Source organism: Pseudomonas sp. TE21435, from assembly GCF_056279265.1.
This window is the reverse complement of sequence record NZ_JBWBQZ010000001.1, coordinates 2,002,223-2,016,165: the sequence shown is the minus strand read 5'-3', so window position 1 is coordinate 2,016,165 and position 13,943 is coordinate 2,002,223. Positions and strand designations below refer to the sequence as shown.

Annotated in this window: 14 protein-coding genes and 1 pseudogene; 4 read left to right on the top strand and 11 right to left on the bottom strand. The window is 63.2% G+C overall.

Annotated features, from left to right (window positions below; genetic code table 11):
* Positions 1-66 precede the first annotated feature (66 nt).
* From ACZ9C1_RS08980 to ACZ9C1_RS08960, 5 genes and pseudogenes are all read right to left on the bottom strand, one after another.
* Positions 67-745: pseudogene (locus ACZ9C1_RS08980) on the bottom strand (NuoB/complex I 20 kDa subunit family protein).
* A 9-nt stretch (positions 746-754) separates the two neighbouring features.
* The gene (locus ACZ9C1_RS08975) at positions 755-1,168 is read right to left on the bottom strand and encodes an NADH-quinone oxidoreductase subunit A (protein ID WP_011534614.1); all 414 of its coding nucleotides are present in this window, start codon (positions 1,166-1,168) and stop codon (positions 755-757) included.
* A 380-nt stretch (positions 1,169-1,548) separates the two neighbouring features.
* Complete coding sequence (locus tag ACZ9C1_RS08970; protein ID WP_476253891.1) at positions 1,549-2,211, bottom strand: lysoplasmalogenase; 663 nt, start codon at positions 2,209-2,211, stop codon at positions 1,549-1,551.
* Between the two features lie 212 nt (positions 2,212-2,423).
* Positions 2,424-3,749, bottom strand: coding sequence for an isocitrate lyase (gene aceA / locus ACZ9C1_RS08965; RefSeq protein ID WP_110700796.1), 1,326 nt, complete (start codon positions 3,747-3,749; stop codon positions 2,424-2,426).
* Between the two features lie 490 nt (positions 3,750-4,239).
* Entirely contained in the window at positions 4,240-5,004 is a 765-nt protein-coding gene (locus ACZ9C1_RS08960; RefSeq protein ID WP_173862476.1) for a secretin N-terminal domain-containing protein, read from the bottom strand.
* 260 nt (positions 5,005-5,264) lie between these two features.
* On the opposite strand from ACZ9C1_RS08960, the gene ACZ9C1_RS08955 reads away from it, so the two are divergent.
* The gene (locus ACZ9C1_RS08955; RefSeq protein WP_277504896.1) at positions 5,265-6,707 is read left to right on the top strand and encodes a SulP family inorganic anion transporter; all 1,443 of its coding nucleotides are present in this window, start codon (positions 5,265-5,267) and stop codon (positions 6,705-6,707) included.
* A 130-nt stretch (positions 6,708-6,837) separates the two neighbouring features.
* Here ACZ9C1_RS08955 and fusA read toward each other — a convergent pair whose 3' ends face one another.
* Both fusA and ACZ9C1_RS08945 read right to left on the bottom strand, forming a co-directional pair.
* A complete protein-coding gene (gene fusA / locus ACZ9C1_RS08950; protein WP_277504895.1) occupies positions 6,838-8,949 on the bottom strand; it encodes an elongation factor G in 2,112 nt (703 codons plus the stop codon).
* A 67-nt stretch (positions 8,950-9,016) separates the two neighbouring features.
* Positions 9,017-9,445: a hypothetical protein gene (locus ACZ9C1_RS08945; protein ID WP_277504894.1), complete on the bottom strand. Its 429-nt coding sequence runs from the start codon at positions 9,443-9,445 to the stop codon at positions 9,017-9,019.
* 158 nt (positions 9,446-9,603) lie between these two features.
* Here ACZ9C1_RS08945 and ACZ9C1_RS08940 point away from each other — a divergent pair, with 158 nt between their 5' ends.
* Positions 9,604-9,906 (top strand): hypothetical protein, encoded by a 303-nt coding sequence (locus ACZ9C1_RS08940; protein WP_046855047.1) that lies wholly within the window; start codon positions 9,604-9,606, stop codon positions 9,904-9,906.
* Positions 9,907-9,909: 3 nt separating this feature from the next.
* Here ACZ9C1_RS08940 and ACZ9C1_RS08935 read toward each other — a convergent pair whose 3' ends face one another.
* The 3 genes from ACZ9C1_RS08935 to ACZ9C1_RS08925 all read right to left on the bottom strand — a co-directional run bounded on the left by ACZ9C1_RS08935 (position 9,910) and on the right by ACZ9C1_RS08925 (position 12,009).
* Positions 9,910-11,160 (bottom strand): 2-aminoadipate transaminase, encoded by a 1,251-nt coding sequence (locus ACZ9C1_RS08935; RefSeq protein WP_277504891.1) that lies wholly within the window; start codon positions 11,158-11,160, stop codon positions 9,910-9,912.
* Positions 11,161-11,376: 216 nt separating this feature from the next.
* On the bottom strand, positions 11,377-11,757 hold the full coding sequence (locus ACZ9C1_RS08930) for a glycine zipper domain-containing protein (protein WP_110700784.1): 381 nt from the start codon (positions 11,755-11,757) through the stop codon (positions 11,377-11,379).
* 72 nt (positions 11,758-11,829) lie between these two features.
* Positions 11,830-12,009 carry a hypothetical protein gene (locus ACZ9C1_RS08925; RefSeq protein WP_110700782.1) on the bottom strand — a complete coding sequence of 60 codons (180 nt, stop codon included), beginning with the start codon at positions 12,007-12,009 and terminating at the stop codon, positions 11,830-11,832.
* A gap of 337 nt (positions 12,010-12,346) precedes the next feature.
* On the opposite strand from ACZ9C1_RS08925, the gene ACZ9C1_RS08920 reads away from it, so the two are divergent.
* Positions 12,347-12,697, top strand: a complete 351-nt coding sequence (locus ACZ9C1_RS08920; RefSeq protein ID WP_046855051.1) for a hypothetical protein — start codon at positions 12,347-12,349, stop codon at positions 12,695-12,697.
* 25 nt (positions 12,698-12,722) lie between these two features.
* Here ACZ9C1_RS08920 and ACZ9C1_RS08915 read toward each other — a convergent pair whose 3' ends face one another.
* Positions 12,723-13,175 (bottom strand): Lrp/AsnC family transcriptional regulator, encoded by a 453-nt coding sequence (locus ACZ9C1_RS08915; protein ID WP_110700780.1) that lies wholly within the window; start codon positions 13,173-13,175, stop codon positions 12,723-12,725.
* Between the two features lie 110 nt (positions 13,176-13,285).
* Here ACZ9C1_RS08915 and ACZ9C1_RS08910 point away from each other — a divergent pair, with 110 nt between their 5' ends.
* Positions 13,286-13,900 carry a LysE family translocator gene (locus tag ACZ9C1_RS08910; RefSeq protein ID WP_457377794.1) on the top strand — a complete coding sequence of 205 codons (615 nt, stop codon included), beginning with the start codon at positions 13,286-13,288 and terminating at the stop codon, positions 13,898-13,900.
* Positions 13,901-13,943: the final 43 nt, after the last annotated feature.

The window sequence follows — 13,943 nt, the reverse complement described above, 5'->3', positions numbered from 1 at the left end:
TTGGGTCAACGTTAAGAATGAAGCCAGGCCGCCGGCTCCTGGGGGAGCGGGCGGCAGGTCGCTGGATCAGACTTCGTCGGGGCTGCGCAGGTTGGTTACCGCGATACGCTGTTCGCGACGCAGGTCTTTCTGGGCGGGCATCTCGGCACGGTAGATGCCTTGATCGCCAACCACCCAGGAAAGCGGGCGTCGCTCCTGGCCGATCGACTCCTGCAGCAGCATCAAGCCTTGCAGGAACGCCTCGGGGCGCGGTGGGCAGCCGGGCACGTACACGTCCACGGGGAGGGAACTTGTCGACCCCCTGAACGACCGAGTAAATGTCGTACATGCCGCCGGAGTTGGCGCACGAGCCCATGGAGATGACCCACTTGGGTTCGAGCATCTGCTCGTACAGGCGCTGAATGATCGGCGCCATCTTCACGAAGCAGGTACCGGCGATGACCATGAAGTCGGCCTGACGCGGCGAGGCCCGGATGACTTCGGCGCCGAAGCGGGCGATGTCGTGGGGCGCCGTGAAGGCCGTGGTCATTTCCACGTAGCAGCAGGAAAGGCCGAAGTTGTACGGCCAGAGGGAGTTCTTGCGACCCCAGTTGACCGCGCCACGCAGCACATCTTCGAGTTTCCCCATGTAGATGTTCTTGTGGACCTGGTCTTCCAGCAGTTGATCGGTGACGGTTTCCCGTTCACCGACCGGATACTGCTCGTTAGGTGCGTCCGGATCGATTCTGGTGAGATTGTATTGCATGCCAAAGCCTCATTGTTTCAGCTTCGCTTGCCGCTTGCGGCGACCTTCGGGAGCCCAATCGAGCGCCCCGACGCGCCATAGGTAGACAAGACCTGCCAACAGAATTGCTATGAAAACGAGTGCTTCGACGAATCCGGTCCAGCCGCTTTCGCGGACGGACACAGACCATGCATACAGGAAGAGGGCTTCGATATCGAAGATCACGAACAGCATCGCGACCAGATAGAATTTGGCGGACAGGCGCAGGCGGGCGCTGCCGACGGGTAGCATGCCGGATTCGAAGGGTTCGTTCTTGGCGCGACCCCAGGCCTTGCTACCGAGCAGGCTGGACAGGCCGAGCATGAAGGCACACAGGCCGACGACACCCAGGAGGAAGATGGCAAAGCCCCAGTTGTGGGCGATGAGTCCTGCCGAATCGGACATGCTAGAAATCCTTATACAGAGACCCAGCTCTGCAGTCTGAAATAAGTAGAGCGGCGACGTGGTGTCGCAGACGCAGTGACCAAATGTCGCAGCTGAATCAATCGCGCTGATTTTATGGGTAAACCCAGTGCAAGTAAAATTTCCGTTGCAAATTTATTCGTAGGTTTAAGAACAAAAATCTTTCGTAACTGGCTGAAAGCCTTGAGTTTCGGGCATTGCACGTGGATTTGTTAATTATGTTTCTTACCTCGCGTAATGACTGGCTAGTTGCGTAATGATAATTAATATCATTTAACCTGAGCTGTATTGTTTTAGCTGTTCTGGGCCTTGCAAAGTTCATCAACCGATCTGCCCACTTGCAAATGCGAAAAACTCTCGTTCTAGCAGCTTCCGGCGCAGCGCGTACCGCTCTGGATCAATGCTTTGTCGTTTGTGCTGCGGCTGACCGACGCGGCAATGAGCCACTGGCCGAGCCAGTAGGACAGGATGATCAGGTACTCGGCAGCGGCAAACGGGCTGACGAAGCGGTCGATGCCGATCAGGCTGTCGGAGAAGACGAAGGCGCAGGCACCCAGTGCGGCGACACCGCCGCAGCCCAAGGCGCGCCAGAGCATGCAGCCGATCGCCAGGGCATACAGCGCCACCGGGATCAGCAGTGGGCCCAGGCCGTGGCTGGCGAGCAGGCCGAACAGCGAGGCGCCCACCAGCAGTGCGAGGGCCAGTGACGGGTAGGCCGGGCGCTGGGTCAGGCTGCAGTAACCGCGAAGGTACGCCAGGTGGGCGCAAAGGAATGCGGCCAGGCCGAACACGAACAGATCGCGGGGGATGGCCAGGAGGATGTCGCCCAGTACCGAGAAGGCCAAGCCGATCATGATCCAGCGACGGTAGGGCGTGGTGGGCATGGTCCTAAGCCAGGCGATCAGGGCCAGTACCGGAATGGGTTTGACCAGTAGGCCAAGCAGGGCATTGTCGCTCGCCAGTGCATATAGATAGCAGGTGGCGGCTGCGACGGCGATGGTGAGCAGGTGGCCAGGGCGGGGCATGGGCAGTCCTTGCTATGGGGTAGCCACAAGCTTAGACCTGATCTGCAACTTTGCTGGTGCGACGCGATTGCTGTAGGAGCGGCTTCAGCCGCGATCACCCGCGAAGCGGGTGCCAGATACCGCGTTGCCTGCATCGCGGCTAAAGCCGCCCTAAAAAAGCGGAAAGCCCAGGAACCTTGCGGAACCTGGGCTTTCTGTTCAGTTCACCAGACTCAGTGGAACTGCTCTTCCTCGGTCGAACCGGTCAGTGCGGTTACCGACGATGCACCACCCTGGATCACGGTGGTCATGTCGTCGAAGTAGCCGGTGCCGACTTCCTGCTGGTGCGCCACGAAGGTGTAGCCTTTACTGGCGTCGGCGAATTCCTGCTCTTGCAGCTTCACGTAGGCGGTCATGTCGTTGCGGGCGTAGTCGTGCGCCAGGTTGAACATGCCGTGCCACATGTTGTGGATGCCGGCCAGGGTAATGAACTGGTGCTTGTAGCCCATGGCCGACAGTTCGCGCTGGAACTTGGCGATGGTGGCGTCGTCCAGGTTCTTCTTCCAGTTGAAGGAAGGCGAGCAGTTGTACGACAGCAGTTGGTCCGGGTATTCCTTCTTGATCGCTTCGGCGAAGCGACGGGCTTCGTCCAGGTCCGGCTTGGCGGTTTCGCACCAGATCAGGTCGGCATACGGCGCGTAGGCCAGGCCGCGGGAGATCGCCTGGTCGAGGCCGGCGCGGACTTTGTAGAAGCCTTCACGGGTGCGCTCGCCGATCACGAACGGCTGGTCGTAGGGGTCGCAGTCGCTGGTCAGCAGGTCAGCGGCGTTGGCGTCGGTACGGGCCAGGATGATGGTCGGTACACCGGCAACGTCGGCGGCCAGACGGGCAGCCACCAGCTTCTGTACGGCTTCCTGGGTCGGTACCAGTACCTTGCCGCCCATGTGGCCGCATTTTTTCACCGAGGCCAGCTGGTCTTCGAAGTGCACGCCGGCGGCGCCCGCTTCAATCATGTTCTTCATCAGTTCGTAGGCGTTCAGTACGCCGCCGAAACCGGCTTCGGCGTCAGCCACGATTGGTGCGAAGTAGTCGATGTAGCCTTCGTCACCTGGGTTCTTGCCAGCTTTCCATTGGATCTGGTCGGCGCGGCGGAACGAGTTGTTGATGCGCTTGACCACGGTCGGTACCGAATCCACCGGGTACAGCGACTGGTCGGGGTACATCGACTCGGCCGAGTTGTTGTCGGCGGCAACCTGCCAGCCGGACAGGTAGATGGCCTGGATGCCGGCCTTGACCTGTTGCACTGCCTGGCCGCCGGTCAGGGCGCCCATGCAGTTGACGAAATCTTTTTCTGGGCGGAAGGACGGGTGGGCACCTTGGGTGACCAGCTTCCACAGTTTTTCCGCGCCCTGGCGAGCCAGGGTGTGCTCTGGTTGCAGCGAGCCACGCAGGCGAACGACATCGGCGGCGGTGTAGGTACGGGTCACGCCTTTCCAGCGCGGGTTTTCGGCCCAGTCTTTCTCGAGGGCTGCAATTTGCTGTTCGCGTGTCAGTGCCATGGAAATAAACCTCGTCGCATCGATCTTGAGTGTAATTGTGCTGATGCTCGGATACGCGGGTCAGAGGGCCAGGCTGCGCTGTCCGGGGGAGTGCGGCGGCGAACGGGGAAGTGCGAAGGGGAAGGGTGGGCAGGCCAGGCGAAGGTGTGCCCTGCAGGTTGGCTCGTGGATGCCTTGCTGCGGTGCGACGCGATTGCCAGAACTGCGGTGATGCGCTTCCGTCCCTCGGGACAACTTCTTCGTTGCAGTCGCAATCCCGTCGAACCGCCTTGTGGGCCGTATGGACACGAGGTGCCTCCACGGTGGGAGGAGCGCACCTCGAAGACCCTTGCCAGGGCCTCTGATTAGCGGGAGCGAGGCCATCATGCCCTTGGCGAAAAGAGCCTGTCAAACATTTTGTAGTGCTTTTTTCGGCTTACTACATCTTTGGTCTAATGCGACTTGGCGGTCAGTTTCAAGGCCCTTGGTCGAGGCCTTGAATTGCCTGGGTTCAGTCGAGAAGGTCGACTTTGACTCGCAAAGTCATGTTTTCACCGCGCTGGGTGCTGTAACTGAGGCTTGACGCACTGCGATCGGACTGACTCTGCTGGTTGAATCCGGCCAGGGTGATCCACTCGCCGAGCTTGCCGGTGACGGTCGTGTCGGTGCTCTGCACTTTCACTACATCGGCACGTTCCTGGCTCATTCGGTCGTTATTGGTGCTGATTTGCAGGCGAACGTTATCACCGCTCAGGCGTGGCGTGACGTAGAAGCCCTGGGTAACGTTGCGGTATTCGGTGTTGCTCTGGATGCGCCCGTAACCGTCGGTGGAAGTACTGGTGACGGGGATGCTCTGGCCCACCTGGATCAGTGCCGGCTGGCCGTCGCTGGCCTGTACCTGCTGCATGCCGCCTTCGCGGTTGGCGGTGCCGTAGCGGATCACGCGGGCATTGCCGCGGTTGTCCTGGAAGTTGCTGTCGTTGTTGTCGACGCTGATCAGCAGGCGTTTGGGCGCGGTGTCGAGCTGTTGCAGCAGGGCGCGCAGATCGTCAATGCGTTCCTGGCTGGCGTTGACGATCAGCTTGTCCTCGAAGGTGCTGACGCTGCCGTCCTTGCCCAGGAAGGACTGGGCGGCGGGCAGCAGTTCGGCGCTGCTGCGGTGTTGCAAGGGAATGACCTCGGTGGCGGCCTGGGCCGTAAGGCTGGCGGCCAGCAGCAGCGAGGCGAGGAGGGGGCGTAGCGGCATGTCCATGATCTCCGCGGGTGGAATGGACATGATGGCAAATTTGTCGGCATCTTGCTGGTTGTGGATCACAGCGGCATGCACAGGTCGGCTTTTCAGTGGTTGCAGTCAGGCAAATTCCGTAACATCCCGATCCTCGATTTCAAGCTCATTCCCTCGGCATTACGCTGCGTGGGAGCGGGCTTGCCCCGCGATTGCGTCCGGCCAGGCAACGATGAGTCGCCTGCAAGGCCTTGTCGCGGGGCAAGCCCGCTCCCACGCAGCGTAATGCCGGGGTTGTTTACAGGATCTCCATGAAACCCGCACGCCTACGCGCCGACCTGCTCGCCGGCCTCACCACTTCGTTCGCCCTGGTACCGGAGTGCATCGCTTTCGCCCTGGTGGCCCACCTCAACCCGCTGATGGGTCTGTACGGCGCCTTCATCATCTGCACCCTGACCGCGCTGTTCGGCGGCCGCCCGGGGATGATCTCCGGCGCCGCCGGTTCGATGGCGGTGGTCATCGTCGCCCTGGTGGTGCAGCACGGCGTCCAGTACCTGCTGGCCACGGTGCTGCTGGGCGGGCTGGTGATGATCCTGTTCGGCGCCCTGCGCCTGGGCAAGCTGGTGCGCCTGGTGCCGTACCCGGTGATGCTCGGCTTCGTCAACGGCCTGGCTATCGTCATCGCCCTGGCCCAGCTGGAGCACTTCAAGGAAGGCGAGCACTGGCTCAGCGGCGCGCCGCTGTACCTGATGATCGGCCTGGTGGCGTTGACCATGCTGGTGGTCTACGTGCTTCCCAGACTGACCCGCGCCGTGCCGCCAGCGCTGGTGGCGATCCTCGGCGTCGGCCTGCTGGTCTATCTGCTTGGCCTTCCAACCCGCACCCTCGGCGATATGGCGCACATCGCCGGCGGCCTGCCGAGACTGGCGCTGCCGGACATCCCCTGGAACCTTGAGACCTTGAAGATCATCGCGCCCTACGCGGTGCTGATGGCCATGGTCGGCCTGCTGGAAACCCTGCTGACCCTCAACCTCACCGACGAGGTCACCGAGAGTCGCGGTTACCCGGACCGCGAGTGCGTGGCCTTGGGCGCGGCCAACATGGTCTCGGGCCTGTGCGGCGGCATGGGCGGCTGCGCGATGATCGGCCAGACCGTGATCAACCTCAGCTCCAATGGCCGTGGCCGACTGTCGGGCGTGGTGGCGGGGGTGATGATCCTGCTGTTCGTGCTGTTCCTGTCGCCGTTGATCGAGCGTATTCCGCTGGCGGCGCTGGTCGGGGTGATGTTCGTGGTGGCCCAGCAGACCTTCGCCTGGGCATCGCTGCGGGTGCTGCACAAGGTGCCGGTGAGCGATGTGCTGGCGATCATCGCCGTGACCGTGGTCACGGTGTTCACCGACCTGGCCACGGCGGTGCTGTTCGGTATCGTCATCGCGGCCATCAATTTTGCCTGGCAGCACGCGCGCGAGCTGTATGCCGACAGTCATGAGGACGCCGAGGGGAGCAAGCATTACCAGGTGCACGGCACGTTGTTCTTCGCCTCGACCACGCCGTTCCTCAACCAGTTCGACCCGGCCAACGACCCGGCCAAGGTGACGCTGGATTGCCAGCACCTGAGCTTTGTCGATTATTCGGCGATCGCGGCGCTCAAGACCCTGCGCGAGCGCTATGCCAAGGCGGGCAAGCAGTTGCGGGTGGTGCATCTTTCCGAGCGCTGCAAGAAGCTGTTGAAGCGGGCAGGGGAGCAGCATTGAAGGCAATGGTTGCCTGCACCGGCCCTATCGCCGGCAAGCCGGCTCCCACAGGATTGTCACTGCACTCAAGAACTGTGCAGTACCTGTGGGAGCCGGCTTGCCGGCGATAGGGCCGTTATAGGAGAAAGGCTTACTCCCCGCGGTTTTTCTTGACGATGGTGTCGGCAATACTCGCCGGCGCCTCGGCGTAGCGGGTGAACTCCATCGAGAAACTCGCCCGGCCCTGGGTCATCGAGCGCATCGAGGTGGCGTAGCCGAACATCTCGCCCAAAGGCACCTCGGCACGGATCACTTTGCCGGCCGGGGTTTCGTCGCCATCCTGGATCATGCCCCGGCGCCGGCTCAGGTCGCCGAGGATATCGCCCTGGTACTCCTCGGGCGTCACCACCTCGACCTTCATCACCGGCTCCAGCAGCACCGCGCCGCCTTTCTGCGACAGCTGCTTGGTGGCCATGGAGGCGGCAATCTTGTAGGCCATCTCGTTGGAATCGACGTCGTGGTACGAGCCGTCGAACACCGCCGCCTTGAGGTTGATCAGCGGGTAGCCGGCGAGCACGCCGTTCTTCATCTGCTCCTCGATGCCTTTCTGGATCGCCGGGATGTATTCGCGCGGGACCACGCCGCCGACAATCTCGTTGACGAACTCCAGCCCTTCCTTGCCTTCGTCGCCGGGGGCGAAGCGGATCCAGCAATGGCCATACTGGCCGCGTCCGCCTGATTGGCGCACGAAACGCCCTTCGATTTCGCAGGTGTTGCGGATCTTCTCGCGGTAGGCCACCTGCGGCTTGCCGATATTGGCTTCGACGTTGAACTCGCGGCGCATGCGGTCGACGATGATGTCCAGATGCAACTCGCCCATGCCGGAAATGATGGTCTGGCCGGTTTCCTCGTCGGTCTTGACCCGGAACGACGGGTCCTCCTGGGCCAGCTTGCCCAGGGCGATGCCCATTTTCTCCTGGTCGCCCTTGGTCTTCGGCTCCACCGCCACCGAGATCACCGGGTCGGGGAAATCCATGCGCTCGAGGATGATCGGCTTGTCCATGTCGCACAGGGTGTCGCCTGTGGTCACGTCCTTCATGCCGATCAGTGCGGCGATATCGCCGGCGCACACGTCCTTGATCTCGGCGCGCTGGTTGGCGTGCATCTGCACCATGCGGCCGATGCGCTCCTTCTTGCCCTTGACCGAGTTGAGCACCGCATTGCCCGAGCTGAGCACGCCGGAATACACCCGGGCGAAGGTCAGGGTGCCGACGAACGGGTCGGTGGCGATCTTGAAGGCCAGGGCCGAGAACGGCTCCTTGTCGTCGGCGTGGCGTTCCAGGTGCTTGTCTTCATCGTCCGGGTCAGTGCCCTTGATCGCCGGGATTTCGGACGGGGCGGGCAGGTAGTCGATCACCGCGTCGAGCATCAGCGGCACGCCCTTGTTCTTGAATGACGAGCCGAGGATGGTCGGGACGATTTCGTTGGCGATGGTGCGTTGGCGCAGGGCGGCCTTGATTTCCTCGGTGGTGAATTCCTCACCTTCAAGGTACTTCAGGGTCAGTGCTTCGCTGGCATCCGCCGCCGCTTCCAGCATATGGGCACGCCACTCGTCGGCCAGGGCCTTCAGTTCAGCGGGGATCGCTTCCTCGCGGTAGCTGGTGCCCTGGTCGGCATCGTTCCAGTAGATGGCTTTCATCTTCACCAGGTCGATCTGGCCGATGAAGTTCTCCTCGCTGCCGATGGCCAGCTGGATCGGCACCGGGTGGTGGCCCAGGCGCTGGTCGATCTGTTTCACCACACGCAGGAAGTCCGCGCCCTGGCGGTCCATCTTGTTGATGTAGGCCAGGCGCGGCACATGGTACTTGTTGGCCTGGCGCCACACGGTCTCGGACTGCGGCTCGACCCCATCGGCGCCGCTGAACACCACCACCGCGCCATCGAGCACGCGCAGCGAGCGCTCCACCTCGATGGTGAAGTCGACGTGGCCTGGGGTGTCGATGATATTGAAGCGGTACTTGTGCTTGAACTGCTTGGTCGAGCCCTGCCAGAAGGCCGTGGTGGCCGCCGAGGTGATGGTGATGCCACGCTCCTGCTCCTGAGCCATCCAGTCCATGGTCGCGGCGCCGTCGTGCACCTCGCCCATCTTGTGGTTGACCCCGGTGTAGAACAGGATCCGTTCGGTGGTGGTGGTCTTGCCGGCATCCACGTGAGCGACAATGCCGATATTGCGGTACAGCTCGATGGGAGTCGTGCGGGCCATGGCGGGTCACCTGCGGGTGAGGATTCTCCCAAGGTAGCAGAGCGGGAGAATCCTGCCGGGGCGACCGTCAGTCGGCGAGCACCTGCAGCTGCCATTGGCCCTCGGCTTCACGCGCCAGGCCGCTGGCCGGCAACAGGGCCAGCAGGCGTTCGTGCAGGGCTGCGTCGGTGAAGGCCTTGAGGGTGGTCATGTCGAGCGCGCCGACGGTGATCAGTTCGGCCTTGGTGTAGGACAGCCACGCCTTTTTCAGCACCATCAACACGTCGCTGCCGGCGGTGCTGGCGAAGCGTCGGTGCAAGGTGCGGCCTTCCAGTTCGAAGCTGTGGCGGTGGCTATAGGTGCTCTCGTCACCATTGCCCTCGACGCAGCGGTGGCAGCGGCAGGGGCCGTCGCCGAAAGCGTTGCGCAGGTAGGCATTGAAGTCCACGACGGGCTTGAGGGTCAGGCGTTTGTCGACCTCGAACAGGTCGGCGATCAGGGGAAGTTCTGCGCTCACTCGGTATCCTCGCGTGGTGTGGCGTGCATCGGCGGGCACCCTAACAGATCGGGGCGGGGGAGGCCATGCCGTACCATCCATGAGGCCGCTAGAGACAACAACCACCGTCTGCCGTACCCTAGCGCCAATTTTCGCACCCTACCCCGAGGTAACCCCGCTTGAGCAGCAAGTACCCCTACATCGCCACCGTGACCGTCAGCGCCGAAGACCGTGGGGGCGACACCGAGGCTTCGGAAAACAGCAACATGCGCGTGGGCCTCGAGGCGGTAACCGAAGTGCTGAAGAAGGTGCATTTTGTCGGTACGCTCGCGGCACCGGAAAAAGGCGCCACGCACATCTGCGTCACGCTGGAGAATGGCCTTACTTACTACGGCCTGATCGTCAACGGTCATGCCGAACTCGAAGGCGGCTGGATCGCCTTCGAATGCGACATGCCCACCCCCGAAGAGCTGGGCCTGTAAGCCTTACCCCAGTTCAGCCAGGCACTGCTCGAGGATATCCAGCCCTTCCTCGAGCACCTCGGCCTCGATGGTCAGCGGCGCCAACAGGCGGATGATATGCCGCGCCTTGCCACTGGGCATCAGCAGCAACCCCTTGGCACGCGCCGCCTCCAGCACCTTGGCCAGTTGCGCCGGTGCCGGGCTGCCATCGCCGTTGACGAACTCCAGCCCGCGCATGGCGCCGACGCCGGTCAGGCGGCCGAGCGAACTGGACAATCCTGCGGCTTTCCAGCGTGCATGGCGTGCGACGATGGCCTGTTCCTGGCGTTCGCCCCAGGTGGCGAGGTTGGCGTCGGTCATCTGCGCAAGGCTCGCCAAGGCCGCCGCACAGGCGATCGGATTGCCCGAGTAGGTGCCGCCCAGGCCGCCCTTGGGCAGCGAGTCCACGATCTCCCGGCGGCCGACCACCGCGCCCAGGGGCATGCCACCGGCGATGCTCTTGGCCAGCAGCAGCAGGTCCGGCTCGATACCCAGTCGGGGGAAGGCGAAACGTTGCCCGGTGCGGCCGAAACCGGACTGGATCTCGTCGACGATGATCAGTATCCCGTGGCTGTCGCAGAAGCGGCGCAAGGCCTGGGCAAAGCTCGGATCGAGGGCGAGGAAACCACCTTCACCCTGCACCGGCTCGAAGATGAACGCCGCCACGTCCTCCACCGCCAACTCCACGCTGAACAGGCGTTCCATGGCCTTGAGCGCCTGTTCGCAGCTCACTCCGGTGTCCGGGCTGGGGTAGGGCAGGTGATAGACCGGGCCTGGCAGTTCCCCCACGCGTTGCTTGTATGGGGCTACCTTGCCATTGAGGTTGAGGGTGGCCAGGGTGCGGCCATGGAAGCCGCCGTCGAAGGCGACGACAGCGCGCTTGCCGGTGGCGCCGCGGGCGACCTTCAACGCGTTTTCCGCCGCTTCCGCGCCGCTGTTGGTGAGCATGCCGGCCAACGGGTAGCTGACCGGGACGAATTCACGCAGGCGCTCCATCAGCTCCAGGTAGGGGCCGTGGGGCGCGGCGTTGAAGGCGTAGTGGGTCAGGCGCGTGGCCTGCTGCTGGATCGCTTCGACTACCGCGGGATTGCAGTGGCCCAGGTTGAGCACGCCGATGCCGCCGACGAAGTCGATGTAGCGCTTGCCGGTGATATCCCAGACTTCGGCATTGCGACCATGGGAAAGCGTGATCGGGTGAACGATGGCAATGGACTGGCTGATGCTTGGCTGATTCATGTGCGCGGCGCCTGTGATTCGATGGCGTGAATATCGAAGTGTGCCGGGGGTATCCGCAAACGATTTATTGGATTGCTGTCATTCCTTTGAGTCATGAAATTATGCGGGGCCTGCCTACGCCGCCCGCTTGCTGGAATCGCGCCAAGATAAAAGGCGGCTGTGCCTTAAGGGGCAGCCGCCTTTTGCTGTTTCGCCTCGAGCCTTCGACCGTTGGGGTCAGTGGCGACGCTTGTGCTTGCGGTTGCTGTCGCCCATGTGGTTGCCGATGGCGCCACCGGCCGCGCCGCCCAGACCTGCGCCAATGGTCGATCCGTTGGAGCCGCCGAGCTTGCCGCCAATCAGCGAACCGCCCGCCGAGCCCAGGCCGCCACCGATGGCCGCTTCGGTACGGTTGCCCTTGCGCGCGCCGACCGCGCTGCCGGCCGCGCCACCGAGACCGGCGCCGATGGCCGCACCGGTGCTGCCGCCGATCTGTTTGCCCACGACGTTGCCCAGGGCGCCACCCAGGCCGCCGCCGATGGCCGCGGTGCCGTCACCGGCGAAAGCGCCCTGGCAGAGCAGCAGGCCGAGGGCGAGGGAAGGCAGAGTCAGACGCATGTTATGAACCTCAGGGGAGTCATCAGGGGGGATTGCCGCACGGTCGCGGCAAGTCAGGGTTGCAAGGACGCTTCAGCGGTAGTAGCGGTCACGGTACTGGCGATCGTCATCGTCACGGTCATGACGATGGTGGTGACGGTGGCCGCGGTCACGATCGCGCCAGCCATCGTCATCATCGTGGTAATGGTTGCTGTAGCAGCCGCCGAGCAGCAGCAAGGTGGCGACCATGGAAAGGCTTGCAAGGCGTGTCATCACGATATAGGTCCTTGATCCGCAACGGTTTACGCGGTACCTCCTGAGACCGAAGGCGATCGATTTGGTTCTTGGGCGCGCAAGATTTTATCGCGGCGGCGATGAACGGCAGCGGCGATTCACCTAGTGTGGTGTTTTGCAAATACGACCAATAACTCGCGAGGGATTTTTGCGCTCAGGCAAGGCGTCGCGACGAGTCGTAGCCCAGCTACGGCGAGGAGCGACAACGCCGCATGAGCGCAAAAAGCGCCGCGAGTTATGGTCGTTATTTGTGAAACACCACACTTGTGCCCCGGCAGTGCTAGAGTCACCTTCTTTTTTGTCCCGAGGATGGAACATGCGAGCAATTCTGCCGATCACCGTGGCGCTGCTGCTGGCGGGCTGTGCATCGTCGACCATGGAAGCGGCGCGCGGCGGCGCACCCACCGCGCAGCTGGATTCGCACAAGACGCCGGATCTGGTGGCACAGTGCATCCAGTTCAGCTGGCAGGAAGAGAACACCTTCGGGGTCGACGCCAGCGGCTACCTGGAGGCTCGCAAGCAAGGTGGATTCACGGTTTACACCCGCGAAGCCGAGTCGTTCGTCGACGTTTACGCCCAGGCCGGCGGGACGCGGGTGGACTACTACGCGCAGAAGAACGACGGCATGGCCCTGCGCCGGCGGGCGGCAGCCGCGACCTGCCTGTAGGCCGCGCCCGGTCAGTGGCCCGATATCACATCGGCAGCAGCCGGTCCTGAATCACCTCCTTCATCACTAGCGTCGAACTCAGGCGCTTCACATTGGGAATGCTGGTCAGCTGTTCGTCATACAGCTTCTGGAAGGCCGGCAGGTCCCTGGCCACCACGTGCAGCAGGTAGTCGGGGTCGCCGAACAGGCGCTGGGCCTCGACGATCTGCGGGATCTCCCCCAGCGCCGCCTCGAAGTCCGCCACCGGCTGGCGGGTCACCTCGCGCAGGGTCACGAACACCAGCGCGGCGAAGTTCAAACCCAAGGCCGCCGGGGCCAGCCGGGCGTGATAACCGAGGATGGCGCCTGAGTCCTCCAGCGCCTTGAGGCGCCGGTGGCAGGGCGACAGGCTCAAGCCGACGCGGTCGGCCAGTTCGGTCACGGACAGGCGCCCGTCTTTTTGTAGCTCGGCAAGGATCTTTCGATCTGTTCGATCCATGGGGAAGATTATTCCATTACTTGGCTTGGTACGGGGAATATACGAAAGAAAATCCCTGGGCGATATCCGTAGTCTTTCTTTCACCGAAACCTGTGTAAGGAAGGCTCGAAATGGCCATGAATGTACTGACGGCGTTCTGGGCCGTTTCCCTGCTGTTCGTGATCACCCCCGGCGCCGACTGGGCCTACGCCATCTCGGCCGGCATGCGCGGGCGCTGGGTAGTGCCGGCGGTGGCGGGCATGCTGTCCGGCCATCTACTCGTCACCCTGGTGGTGGCCGCCGGCGTCGGCAGCCTGATTGCCGGGCACCCGCTGGCGCTGAGCTTGCTGACCCTTGCAGGTTGCATGTACCTGTTGTGGCTGGGCGGCAACCTGCTGCTGAGCCCGGCCGTGCCCGAGGCCGGCGCCGGAGGTGGGCAGGACTCGGGGTCGCGCTGGGCATTCAAGGGCCTGTGCGTCAGCGGCCTCAACCCCAAGGTGTTCCTGCTGTTCCTGGCGTTGCTGCCGCAGTTCACCGACCCGCAGTCGAGCTGGCCGCTGCCCTTGCAGATCCTGCTGCTGGGGTTGGTGCACCTGAGCAGTTCGCTGGTGATCTACCTGATGGTCGGTTATGGTGCCAAGGCCGTGTTGCGCACCCGGCCTGCCGCGGCGCAGGCCGTGGGACGGTTGTCCGGCGGGGTGATGATCCTGATTGCCGTGGGGCTGATAGCCGGGCAGTTGCGTTGAGCCTGTCAAGGACGGCGGGTTGGGCTATGCTGACGGCCCTCAC